This window comes from Lacticaseibacillus jixianensis (genome assembly GCF_003946485.1).
Lineage (GTDB): Bacteria > Bacillota > Bacilli > Lactobacillales > Lactobacillaceae > Lacticaseibacillus > Lacticaseibacillus jixianensis.
In genome coordinates this window covers 83,280-95,627 of record NZ_RHOJ01000005.1, presented here as the reverse complement: position 1 = coordinate 95,627, position 12,348 = coordinate 83,280, and the positions used below count along the sequence as shown (strand labels likewise).

11 protein-coding genes are annotated in these 12,348 nt (G+C 59.8%); 1 reads left to right on the top strand and 10 read right to left on the bottom strand.

Going from position 1 to position 12,348, the window contains the following annotated elements; all coding sequences use genetic code 11:
* Window positions 1–126: 126 nt before the first annotated feature.
* The 7 genes from EKM85_RS03810 to EKM85_RS03780 form a co-directional block, all read right to left on the bottom strand.
* The gene (locus EKM85_RS03810) at window positions 127–2,037 is read right to left on the bottom strand and encodes a M13-type metalloendopeptidase (protein ID WP_125584940.1); all 1,911 of its coding nucleotides are present in this window, start codon (window positions 2,035–2,037) and stop codon (window positions 127–129) included.
* A gap of 116 nt (window positions 2,038–2,153) precedes the next feature.
* Window positions 2,154–3,218, bottom strand: coding sequence for a SepM family pheromone-processing serine protease (locus tag EKM85_RS03805; RefSeq protein ID WP_125584939.1), 1,065 nt, complete (start codon window positions 3,216–3,218; stop codon window positions 2,154–2,156).
* The gene (coaD, locus tag EKM85_RS03800; RefSeq protein ID WP_125584938.1) at window positions 3,193–3,702 is read right to left on the bottom strand and encodes a pantetheine-phosphate adenylyltransferase; all 510 of its coding nucleotides are present in this window, start codon (window positions 3,700–3,702) and stop codon (window positions 3,193–3,195) included. Before coaD ends, EKM85_RS03805 begins: the two co-directional genes overlap by 26 nt.
* Complete coding sequence (rsmD, locus tag EKM85_RS03795; protein ID WP_125584937.1) at window positions 3,703–4,263, bottom strand: 16S rRNA (guanine(966)-N(2))-methyltransferase RsmD; 561 nt, start codon at window positions 4,261–4,263, stop codon at window positions 3,703–3,705. It abuts the gene before it with no gap.
* Entirely contained in the window at window positions 4,250–4,558 is a 309-nt protein-coding gene (locus EKM85_RS03790; RefSeq protein ID WP_125584936.1) for a YlbG family protein, read from the bottom strand. Before EKM85_RS03790 ends, rsmD begins: the two co-directional genes overlap by 14 nt.
* A gap of 33 nt (window positions 4,559–4,591) precedes the next feature.
* Window positions 4,592–8,026 carry a pyruvate carboxylase gene (locus EKM85_RS03785; RefSeq protein WP_125584935.1) on the bottom strand — a complete coding sequence of 1,145 codons (3,435 nt, stop codon included), beginning with the start codon at window positions 8,024–8,026 and terminating at the stop codon, window positions 4,592–4,594.
* 14 nt (window positions 8,027–8,040) lie between these two features.
* Entirely contained in the window at window positions 8,041–9,219 is a 1,179-nt protein-coding gene (locus EKM85_RS03780; protein ID WP_125584971.1) for an FtsW/RodA/SpoVE family cell cycle protein, read from the bottom strand.
* Between the two features lie 219 nt (window positions 9,220–9,438).
* Here EKM85_RS03780 and EKM85_RS03775 point away from each other — a divergent pair, with 219 nt between their 5' ends.
* Entirely contained in the window at window positions 9,439–10,767 is a 1,329-nt protein-coding gene (locus EKM85_RS03775; protein WP_164510648.1) for a C1 family peptidase, read from the top strand.
* Window positions 10,768–10,892: 125 nt separating this feature from the next.
* On the opposite strand, the gene EKM85_RS11425 is transcribed toward EKM85_RS03775, so the two are convergent.
* The 3 genes from EKM85_RS11425 to EKM85_RS03765 form a co-directional block, all read right to left on the bottom strand.
* Window positions 10,893–11,069, bottom strand: coding sequence for a ribbon-helix-helix domain-containing protein (locus EKM85_RS11425; protein WP_164510647.1), 177 nt, complete (start codon window positions 11,067–11,069; stop codon window positions 10,893–10,895).
* A gap of 107 nt (window positions 11,070–11,176) precedes the next feature.
* On the bottom strand, window positions 11,177–11,524 hold the full coding sequence (locus tag EKM85_RS03770; protein WP_125584934.1) for a hypothetical protein: 348 nt from the start codon (window positions 11,522–11,524) through the stop codon (window positions 11,177–11,179).
* Window positions 11,525–11,589: 65 nt separating this feature from the next.
* Window positions 11,590–12,339 (bottom strand): hypothetical protein, encoded by a 750-nt coding sequence (locus tag EKM85_RS03765; protein ID WP_125584933.1) that lies wholly within the window; start codon window positions 12,337–12,339, stop codon window positions 11,590–11,592.
* Window positions 12,340–12,348: the final 9 nt, after the last annotated feature.

The following is a 12,348-nucleotide window of genomic DNA, read 5'->3' as shown; positions in this document are numbered from 1 at the left end:
CTTGTGCTGACAGGCGATGAACGCAAAAAACGGCGGCTGCCGCCTTGTCCAGACGCTTTCGTCCGCGCAGGGCAACAACTCGCCGCCATGAACGCCGCTTCACCAATTACGCAGGTGACTTCAGCTTCATTTATTCCAAATCGAGATGCGCTTTTCTGGCGCTAGGTACATCTTGTCGGTCGGCTTCACGTCAAAGGCGCGGTACCAGGCGTCGAAGTTCAGCACGGGCACGTTGACGCGCAGCTGGGCCGGTGCATGCACGTCAGTCGTGGCGCGGGTTTGCGCCATCGCCGGCCGCATCTTGGTGGCCCAGGACTTGGTGTAGGCCTTGAAGAAGGTCTGCAGGTCTTCCTGCGAGGCGTCCTTGCTCAGCACCGCCAACGCGACGGCCATGCCCGCGTTATCGGCAATGTTCTCCGAGACGGTCAGGCGGCCGTTGATCTTGGCGCCGTATGAATCACGGCCATCAAACTGGGCCGCGACGGCATCGACGATCTTACCGAAGGCCGCCTTGTCCGCCGGCTGCCACCAGTTGTTCATCGAACCATTCTCATCATACTCGGCGCCGTTGTTGTCAAAGGAATGCGAGATCTCGTGGCCAATGGTGGCCCCGGTACCCCCAAGGTTTGCGGCCCGCGACCAGTCAAGGCTGTAAAACGGCGGCTGCAAAATGCCCGCCGGGAAGGTAATGTCGTTTTTAGACGGATCGTAGCAGGCGTTGACCAGGTAGCCCGGTATCGCCCATTCACTGCGGTCCACGGGTTGCCCGACCTGGCCGAAGCGGAAGGCTTGGACCTGGCTGGTCAGCTTGGCCACAGCCTCAACCAGGTTATCGCTGTCGTCAAAATGCAGCTGCAGCGCCAGCTTAGGCTCATCGTTCGGATAACCCATTTTGATTTTCATGGTCTTGAGCTTGCGGATGGCCTTATCACGCGTCTCGGCGCTGAGCCAGGTGTTGTGGGTGAGCTGGACCTGGTACTGGGCGATCAGCTCTTCGACCATCGCCGTGATGTTGGCCTTGGCCTTTTCACCAAAGTACTTGCGGCCGTAGTACAGCCCCACCGAATCGGCAAAGAACGCGTTGGTCAGCTGGAACGCGGCCTTGACCCATTCCGTCGCCGCCTCCTGGCCGGTCAAGAAGCGCTGGTAGGCGCCGGCCTGGGTGCGCAGGTCATCGCTGAGCAGGTCCGCGTCATTGAGCAGTTCGTTGATGATGGCGCGGTGCTGCCACTCCTGGTAGTTGGCTTCTGAAATCAGGGTGTTCATCTGCGCAAACACATCCGGCATCAGGACATTCACCTGATCCGGGGTCTTCGGCAGCACACTGGCCAAAGCATCGGTCAGACCGATATTACTGGTCTCGTCGGCCAGGTCGGCCCAGCTGGTCGGGTGGTCCCAATTGGTGTCGACCACCAGGAACTCGTTGGTCGGGGTCAGCTTGCCGACCCGCTGGTCAAAGGCCAGCGCATCGGTGACGTATGCCGCCGCCGTGTCCTCATCATAGCCCGCTGCCTGGAGCAGCCCTTCAACCATTTTGCGCCAGGCGTCAAACTTCTCCTGGTTGGCCGGGGTATCCTCGGCGTACTGGGCCGCATCCGGCAAAATGGTGCTGAAGCCGGCCAGGTGCAGCTGGTTGGTGGTCGCGTCATGCATGTCGGCCATGACCATCCAGTCGTACGGCACCGGGTAGTCGTCTTGGACCAGCTCAGGCAGCGCGGCCTTGTAATCGGCCAGCGTCTTGAGACTTTCCAAGTGCTTTAGCCGCGGCAAAATCGGCGCAATGCCCAGTGCGGCGCGGGCCGCTTTGTCGCTCGCCTTGACGTAAAGCTTGGCGGCGTACTGAAGCGCCGGGTCATCGGTCTGCTGCTCACCGTTGGCCAGGGCGGTCAAATCCTTGACTAGCTTGGCGCGAATGTTATCGGTCAGGTCAGAGTCGGCACTGACCATCGCCTTGTCGGGCGGGATCACCGTTTTTTCCTGCCAGTCGCCGTTGACGGCCATGTAAAGATCATCTTGGATCCGTGGTTTATCTGTCATGTTTCCTCCTCATGGTTTCATCATTTTCTCGTATTGTTCTCATCATAGCTGACAGAGGGCTGGGAAACAACCGCAAAAAGGCCGCTGCAACCGGCAGCGGCTTTGGTCCGATTCGGTTAACGCGTCTTCAAGTACTGCAGCGCATCCTTCAGCGTCTTGACCGGGACGATCTTCATCGGGGTCTTGATCTGCTTGGCGGTGCGCTTGGCCACGGCGTAATTGTTCTCGTAGCCGGGGTCGAGCTTGCGGATCTGCTTAGTGGCCGGCTGGTCCGGGGCAAAGAAGACCTTCGCGCCTTCCTTGTCGGCCATGTAGACCTTCTTATCGATGCCACCGATCTGGCCGACGTTGCCAGCGCCGTCAATGGTGCCGGTGCCGGCGATCTTCTGACCGCGGCGGAAGTGCTGGTTGGTCAGCTCAGTGTAGACCTGGACCGCAAACATCAAGCCCGCACTCGGGCCGCCGATCTGGCCGGCGTCGATTTTGACCTTCGGCGTCGTGCTGATGGTCGTGTGCTCGGTCAACTCAATGCCAATGCCTGCCTTATTGGTCCCAGGCAGCTTCATCAGTTTGGCCGTCGCCGTGTGCACCTTGCCCTTGCGCGTGAAGGTCAACGTCAGGCTGGAGCCAATCTTGCGCGACTGGATTTCCTTGATGTACTGGTTGGCAGTGGTGTAGCGCTTGCCGTCCAGTGCCGTAATGGTGTCGCCGACTTCCAGCTTGCCCTTAAACGGCGAACCCTTGACCAGCGACATCACGTAAATCCCCAGGTGCCGCATTTTGGCTGGCTTGCCTGCCGCTTTGAACGCAGCTTGGACGGCGTTGTTCGCCGCGCTTTTGATGTACTGTTCTTGAAGGAAGGCGTACGACTTGGAATCATCGTCGCCCATCAGCTCCTGCTTGGACATGATCTCAGAGTACGGCTGCATCTTGGCCCAGAGGAGCGCCGCCGGGGACGCCGGCCCCACCACGCCGACCGTCGTCAGCATGTAGGCCCCTTTCTCCGTGTCCTGCTTACCCGCAACGGTCACATACGGCTTCAGTGACTCGGCCGAGCCGGGCACCTCGGCGTAGTAATTAGTGGGGTAGAACAAGAGACCGGCGGCCAGCACAAATGCGGCCACCAGTCCCCCAATGATCCCCCAACGCCGTTTGTTACTGGTTTGTTTTCGCTTGCTCATGCACATCACCTAACTTTGCCCCGATCGCCGCGTTGACGTTCGCCGGCAAAAGCGAACTGACATCGCCGCCGAACGTTGCCACTTCCTTGATCAGACTCGATGATAAGAACCGGTAACGCTTATCGGCCAGCAGCAGCACCGTTTCCAGCTGCGGCGACAGCACTTGGTTCATCTCCGCGATGTCCTGCTCGTAGTCGAGGTCCTTGCCCGAGCGCACGCCGCGCACCAGCACCGTGGCGCCGATCTGCTGGGCGAATTTCACCGTCAGCATCGCCGGCGCCGCCACGACGTCAACGTTTGCCAGGCCGGCAGTCGCCCCCTTGATCAGCGCGAGCTTTTCCGCGGCGGTGAACAGCGGCCGCTTGGCGGTGTTAGTCATCACGGCGACTACCACCGTATCGAACATTTTGGCGGCCCGGGCCACAGTGTCGAGGTGACCATTGGTGAAGGGGTCGAAACTCCCGGGAAAAATTGCTTTAACCATCTACTCTGCCTCGCTTTGCGTCAAGATCAGCACCTGCGCCACGCCATAGGTCTGGCGCCGCACCTGCTCGAAACCTTCGATCACTGCGGGATAGTCAACGTCCATCCCCGTTTCAAACATCACGGTCCCCCCGGGTGCCAGCAAGCCTAGCGCCCGGATCGTCACCAGCTGGTCGAGCACCTCCTGCTTGGCGTAGGGCGGATCGGCCATGATCAGGTCAAACTGCCGCCCCGCCTCGCCGAAGGTCTTCAGCGCCCGGTCCACCGGACTTTTCAGGACGGTGAACCGCTCGGGATGCGGCAGCTGCGCCACGTTCTCCTTGATCACCTTGATCGCCGGGTACGCCTTGTCGACCAGCGTGGCCGCGGCCATGCCCCGCGACACGGCCTCAATGCCCAAAGCGCCGGTGCCGGCGTATAGGTCCAGCGCGGTCCCGCCGTCAAAGTACGGGCCAAGCATGTTGAACATGGATTCCTTGACCTTGTCGGCAGTCGGGCGAGTGCTGTTGCCCGGCACTGCGGCCAGGCGGCGGCCGCGAAATTCACCACTAATGACGCGCATAATGAGTCCTCCGCGGATCATCGTCGTCTTGATCATCCTCGAGCGCCGACAAACTGGTGTCACCTGAGTATTCCGTCGCGATGAACGGCCGCTCCGATTTCTCGACGGCCTTGACGAAGCGCAGTTTTTTCAGCTTCGCAATGGTCTCGTCGATCTGGTCCATGTCTAGGTACAAGTAGACGTACTTCATGCGCCGCGACGCATAGATCACTGTCCCGTAATGGCGCAGTGCTTTCAGTTGTTTGAGCGAGTACACCCAGACCACCAGGCCTTGGCGTTTCGTGACCTCAAGCATGTAATTCCTCCTCTAATGAGTAACTCGTCGGGTTCAGTTTTGGGCCGCCTGCTTCATCTTCGCCAGCAGCTCGCCGGTTTCGACTAGGTCGCCGGCCTTTGCGTAGAGGTGGGTGATGGTGCCGGCAAACGGCGCGTGGACCGTCGTTTCCATCTTCATGGCGGAGGTGACAAAGAGCGCGTCGCCCTTGGCCACCACTTGCCCTTCCTGCACTTTGACAGCCACCAGCCGGCCACCCATCGGCGCGCCGATCTGGTTCCTATCGGTCGGCTCCGCCAGCCGTTTAGCCAGTGCAGTGTGCTGGGCCGCTTCGTCTTGGACCTGCACCTCGCGCTTTTGCCCGTTGACGGTAAAGTACAGCGTCCGCTTGCCCGCCGCGTCCGCCTGCGAGATCGCATCCAGCTGGAGCAGGACCTGCAGCCCCGGCCGCACGTCCACGGAGATTCGCTCGCCGATGCGCATACCCTGGAAGTAGGTCTGACTGTCCAGCGCGGTGATGGGCCCGAACGCCAGCCGGTTCTTCAGGTACGTCCGGTACACGTCAGGGTATAAAATCGCCGACAGCATCTGGGCATCATCGGGATGTGGGAGTCCTGCTTCGATCAGCTGCTGGCGCACCGCCGCAAAATCCACCGGTTTGGCCAGCGCGCCGGGCCGCTCGGTCAAAGGCGCAGCGCCCTTCAGGATCTTTGCCTGCAACTGCTGGGGGAACCCGCCGACCGGCTGGCCGAGGTCCCCCTTGAAGAAGGCAACGACACTGGCCGGAAAGTCGATGGTCTCACCGCGCGCCAGCACATCTTGCGGCGTGAGGTGATTTTGCAGCATGAACAACGCCATATCGCCCACCACTTTGGACGACGGCGTCACCTTCACAATATCCCCGAACAGCGCGTTGACCTGCGCGTACATTTGCTTCACGGCCTCAAAATCGGTAATATCCATGGACTCGGCCTGCTGCTTCAGGTTGCTGTACTGCCCGCCTGGCATCTGGACGGTGTAAATATCGGTCAAGGGACTGGTAACTCCATTGGCAAAATCTTGATAATACGGCCGGATCTTTTCAAAGTACTGGTTGAGGACCTCGGCGGCCTGCACGTTCAAATCGGGCTGCCGGTCATTATTGGCCAGCGCGTAGTAGAGGCTTTCCATACTCGGCTGGCTGGTGGTGCCGGAAAATGCCGACTGCGCCACGTCAACGATGTCCACGCCGGCGTTGACCGCCTGCACGTAAGTCGCGACGCCATTGCCGGTGGTGTCGTGCGTGTGCAGGTGGATCGGCACATCAACGGCATCCTTCAGCGCGGCCACCAGTTCGTAGGCGGCCTCGGGCTTCAGCAGCCCCGCCATGTCCTTGATCGCCAAAATATTGGCGCCGGCATCGACCAGTTGCTTGGCGAGGTCCACGTAGTACGGCAGCGCGTACTTGGGGTGACTGGCCGCCAAGATGTCGCCGGTGTAGCACATCGTCCCTTCGGCCAGCTTGCCGGTCTCGCGCACCGCGTCGATCGAATGGGTCAACTGCGGCACCCAGTTGAGCGAATCAAAGATCCGGAACACATCAATGCCGTGGGCGGCCGCCGTCTGAATAAATTTTTTAATGACATTATCCGGATAGTTCTGGTAGCCGACGGCGTTGCTGCCGCGAAACAGCATCTGCAAAAGTGTGTGCGGCAGTGCGGCCCGCAACTGGTCCAGCCGGCGCCACGGCGACTCGTTCAAGAAGCGGTAAGCCACGTCGAACGTCGCCCCGCCCCACATTTCGGCGGAAAACAGGTTTGGCAGGGCATTACCGAAGTCCTTGGCCACGCGCACCATGTCCCGCGTGCGCATGCGGGTGGCAAACAGACTCTGGTGCCCGTCGCGCAGGGTCGTGTCGGTGAGCAGGACCCGCTTTTGGGCGCTGACCCAGGCCGCGGTCGCATCTGGGCCCTGCTCGTGGAGCAGCAAGACCAGGTCCGTCTGCGGCAGTGCCGGCTTTAGCCGCGGCTGGTAGTCGAAGTCCGGCAGCAGCTTCTGCGAGTGCTGGTGCACGCCGGGGAACCCGTTGATCGTCGTTTGGCCGATGTAGGTCATGAGCTGGGTCGTGCGACTTTCCACCGGCCGCAGCTTGAAGAGCGCCGGGGTGTCGTCGATGAACGTCGTCGTCGCGCGGCCGGAGCGGAAGGTCGGAGATTCGAGCACGTTAAGCAGGAAGGCCAGGTTGGTCTTCACGCCGCTGATGCGAAATTCCTTCAGCGCGCGTTGCATCTTCGCCACGGCGCCTAAAAAGCTGCCTGAGTGAACGGAGGTCTTGACCAGCAGCGAATCGTAGTACGGGCTGACCACCGCGCCGGCGTACGCGTTGCCCACGTCAAGGCGGACCCCGTTACCACCAGGACTGCGGTAAGTCGTGATGGTCCCGGTGTCGGGCATGAAGTGATTGGCTGGATCCTCGGTCGTAATGCGGCACTGGATTGCCGCCCCGCGGGCCGTCAGGGCGCTTTGGTGCGGCAGCCCAATGTCCTTGAAGAGGTCCTCGCCGGCCGCAATGCGCAGCTGGGCCTGCACAATGTCAACGTCCGTGATCAGCTCGGTGATGGTGTGCTCCACCTGCACGCGCGGATTGACCTCGATGAAGTAGAACTGATCCCCCTCGACCAAAAACTCAACGGTCGCCGCGTTGTCATAATGCACGCTTTTCATGAGCGCGACCGCAGCATCGCAGATCTGCTGGCGCAGCGCCACGGGCAGCCCCACGGCAGGGGCGATCTCGATCACTTTCTGGTTGCGCCGCTGCACGGAGCAGTCCCGTTCGAACAAGTGGATCAGATTGCCGTTCTCGTCGCCCAGGATCTGGACCTCGATGTGCTTGGCGTCCTTCAGGTAGCGTTCCACGTACATCCGGTCGTCGCCAAAACTGCCCTTCGCCTCGGCCACGGCGTTTTGGTAAACGTCTTTAAGCTCTGAAGCCGAGTGCACGATCCGCATGCCCTTGCCGCCGCCGCCCGATGCGGACTTAAGCATCACCGGAAAGCCGTGCTTTTCAGTGAAGGCCACGATCTCATTGTAATCGCGCGTCGGCTCGGTCATCCCCGGGATCGTCTGCAGGCCTGCCGCAGCCGCGGCCCGCTTGGCTGCGACCTTATCGCCAAACATGTCGAGCAGTGCTGGCCGGGGCCCCACAAACGTCAGCCCGGCGGCCTCAACGCGCCGCGCAAATTCGGCATTTTCCGACAGCAACCCGTAGCCCGGGTGGATCGCATCGGCGCCTGAGACCTTCGCGATGCGGATGATGTCGTCCATATCCAAATAGGCCGCGATCGGGTCCTCGCCGGCGCCGACCTGGTAGCTTTCCTGCGCCTTGAACCGGTGGATGGTCAGCTCGTCCTCCTTGGCGTAAATGCCAACGGTTTTAAGCCCCAGCTCCTCGCTGGCCCGAAAGATCCGCACCGCGATCTCGCCGCGGTTTGCCACTAAGACTTTACGCATGTGCACGCTTCCTTTCACTTGCCCTGGTTGCCAGCCATTTTACGGGCCGCCGCCTGCTTATCCATCGCCGAAATATTGAGCATGACCCCCATGGCAATGCTGAGGACCAGCATTGAGGACCCGCCGTACGAGACGAACGGCAACGTGACCCCGGTCACCGGCAGCATGCCGGTGACCGCACCAACGTTGAAGGTGGTTTGAATCAGCATCATGGTGGCAATACCGTAGCTGATCAGCGACCGGTACGCGCTTTTCGACCGAATGCCGACCCGATAAATGTGCGCGATCAGGTAATAGATCAGGCCGATCACGACCACCGCACCGACCAGCCCCAGTTCCTCAGCGATTACCGCCAGAATAAAATCCGTGTACGGCTCAGGCAAGTAACCCAGCTTTTGCGTGCCGTTGCCTAACCCGACCCCGAACACGCCGCCGTGGTTAATGGCAAGCAGCGAATTGACCACCTGATTGCCGACCGTTTTGCTTTCCTGAAACGGATGGATGGCCGCCGTCAGCCGCTGGATCTGGTAGTGCTTGGTCAGCCAGTGCGGCAGCGCGACGTTAGCAAAAACGTAGTACAGGCTGCCGACGAGCAGGGCCAGTGCGGCGAAGAAGCCCGTCCCCCACCGCAGGGAGATCCCACTTGCACACAGCATCATCAGGGTGATGCCCGTAATAATGATCGCGCCGCCCGTATCCGGCTCCACCAGCACGAAGAAGATGCCAAGGCCAACCAGAATTAACGGCTTGACCAGCTCTTTAATGGAAAAATCGGGTCTGCGCATCTTATCTTGCCGCTGGCTGAACATGTACGCCAGGTAGAAGATAATGATCAGCTTGGCAAACTCGGTCGGTTGGATGTTGATCGGGCCGACCGGGATCCAGGCGGCGGCCCCATTGACCGACCGGCCGACAAACAGCAGGTAGAGCAGCTCGATAAACAAGGCTGCCCACAGCAGCAGCTGCACCCGGGGATGGCGGAACACGCTGAGCTTAAAGTAGAAGAAAAACAGGGCAAGCAACAGTCCCGCTAAGACGAACAGGAGCTGCTTGATCATCACAGCGTTATCCGCCCAGTGGTACTGCGTCTGCACCCAGTAGGCACTGGCCGAAAAAACCATCACGACGCCGATCGCGCAAAGGACGAGGTATGGCACTAAAATTTTATAGTCGAGGTAATGCAGCTTCTTCAGCAACGGGATCGCCCTTTCGCGGCAAAGTTGTCATTATTATAGCATAGGCCAAGGCGGGCGGGACCGGTCCACCCGCGCGAACGCGGCCTCGCTGCTTGGCTAAATCGAGTCAACACTGAGAACTTGGCGAATTTCTTTCATTTTTCTCTCATTAAGCTGTTCCACCGGTCTCATAAAAGCGGTAGACTGATTTCATACGTTTCCGAAGGAGTGAGATATTTGGCAAAGGCGATTTCATTTGAACAGATCGATCGATATCAGGACGCACTGGCCAAGCAGCCCGGAGCGAAAGCACTGGCAAAAATCGTGCAGAACGTCGGCCCGCAGGCAGCCAGCCGCGGCCAACTGAACAATAAGGAGATCAAGCCGGCGTTTTCCGTTGAGCTGGCCACCGGCAAGGTCACCAACCAGAAGCAGTCCGGGCGCTGCTGGATGTTCTCCGAGCTCAACACCATGCGGCACTTCGCCGGTGAGAAGTTCGGCATCAAGGACCTTGAGCTCTCGCAGGCCTACCTGGCCTTCTACGACCGCATCGAAAAGTCCAACCTGTTTCTCGAACAGGTCATCGCCAACCCGACCGCGTCCCCGACTGAAGACCGCAAGCTGGCGACTTTGCTGCAGCAGCCCAACGGCGACGGTGGCCAATTCGACAACGCCCCGGCGCTGATCGAAAAGTACGGCATCGTACCAAAGTCCGTCATGCCCGAAACCTTCAACAGCTCTGCCACTGGTCAACTCAATGCGGTCCTGAACCTGAAGCTGCGCAAGGCGGCCAGCGAGATCCAGCAGGCGGCCAAGGCCGGCAAGGATCAGGACGCGCTCGAGGCCATCAAGGATGACAACCTGAGCGCCATTTACCGCATTGTGGCTTACGCGTACGGCAACCCGCCAGCGACCTTTGACTTCGAGTACCGCGACGACAAAAAGAACTTCCACGCCGACCGCGGCCTGACCCCAAAGGAATTCTACGCCAAGTATGTTGGCTGGGACCTGGGCCAGTATGTCAACCTCGTCGCCGACCCGCGCCAGACCAAGCAGTACTTCCAAGCCTACAGCCTGCCAAGCCAAAACACCGTCGTTGGCGGGCGGCCGATCACCTTCGTGAATGTCCCGGCTGATCAGCTGGCAAAACTGGCAATCAAGCAGTTGCAAGCCGGCGAGGCGGTCTGGTTCGGCAACGATGTCGGCCAAGACGTCGACCGCGATACCGGCACCCTGACTGGCGGCCTGTACGACTACTCCACCCTGTTCGGCTTTGACATGAAGCTGGGGGTGGCCGAGCGCTTCGCCACTCGGCAGGCCGAGGTCACCCACGCGATGACCCTTACCGGCGTTGACCTGGACGACAACGGCCAGCCGATTCGCTGGAAGGTCGAAAACTCCTGGGGCAAGGACCGCGGCAACGACGGGTATTACGTCGCTGACCAAAGCTGGTTTGAGCAATACGCCTACGAAGTTGCGATTCGCAAGGACCTGCTGACACCAGAGATCCTGGCCGCCACGCAGACCGAGCCGATCCCGCTGGACCCATGGGACGAACTGCACTAGAATGCACCATTGTTGTTACCAAAATGGTCGCTTCCGCTGGGGAGGCGACCATTTTTTCGTTTCTTAAATTTACAAATGAAGTGCAAAAAAGCCTGCAGGTCGCTCCGCAGGCTATCCATTTTCAGTTAATCGTTGCAGTCATCTTCCAACGCAAACGCACGCGCCTTCTTCTGTTCTTCCAGGTACTGTTCCAGTGCGTAACGCACGACGGCAGAAACATCACCGTCAACTGTCTTGGCCTCATCGACCACCTGCGCTGCCAACTCGTCGGGCAGCGTCACCGTTAGATCCTTTGTCGCCATGATGACCCTCCAATTGAAGACGTGATTACAAACAGCCGCCAGCCTGAATCAGACTGACCCGCTCAGTCTACCACGTTTTGCAAGCGTCGTCACACCGCCGCGCCGGATCAGGATTCAAGGTCGCGCAGCTGATCGATGAGGTCCTCGAAGTGGTCGACTTGGCTGGCGTAAACATTGATCTGATCGCCAAACTGCTGGTTGAATCCGTCCAGCCCATCCCCGGCGAACGCAAACTCAAAGTTGTGAATATCCTCATATGTCTTACTGAAGTCGGCCAGCAGCTCAGGGTACTGGCCATCCAGCTGCAATGCCAGTTGGATCACCCGAAAGTCGGTGTAAGCCAGCTCGAACTGAACCGCCCAGCGGCGCATGAACGGATGCTGATTTTGAATGTGGGCCAGGTGGTGCGTGGTGGTCCATTCCAGGTTGTCGATACTATTCTTCACGTCTAACATGTAAACCGCCCCTTTCGCGCTCACTTTACAGGCGCAACGGCCAACTGGCAAGCAATTGCACTCGCCTACTGCTCGGCCACCACCATGTGGCGCATCCCCAGCGCGGTCACCCCAAAGATCACGGCAAAGACTAGGAGCGCGGCGGTCACGATCAAAAACGGATTGGCCTGAGCTGCCGGCAGCGTCTGGGTGAGGGCGCCACTGGCCAAGTGCCGGGTCAGCGCCGCCGCATCACTGTCGGAAGGGGCGATCAGCCGACCGACCGGGAACCAAGCCAACACAATGGCGACGATCACTCCGCAGAGCGTCAAGGCTGCGGCCACCCGGTTGACCCGCTGCATCAGCACGTTGAAGAACATGCCGATGCCGCCAAGCGAGGCGAACACCAGCACGATGAACAGCGCGTTGGCGACCCACGCAACCGGCGTGTATGTCCCGGAGTATCCGAGCTCCTTGATGAACAGCATCGGTACTCCGAAGATGGTCATGATCAGCCAGTCAAAGGCAAACCCGACCAGGCCATAGCACAGCCACCCGGTCAGCTGAGTCCAAAATTGCTGCCAGCGCGGAATGCCGAACTGAGTGGCCATCCGCAACCATTTGGGCGTCAAGAGCATGCTCGCTGCAAGGGTGAACACGCTGGTCGGCACGATCATCGTGTTGCCGAAGGGCTGATCCCAGTCCATCTTTGCGCCAACGAATTCGTTGATCCCTAGCACAAACACAAAGCTCAGCCCAAGCATGACCACGGCAAAAATAAGAAACGGCTTCACCAGGTCAAGGAGCTGCATTTTGAACATGACACGTTTTTTCATGACTTTCCC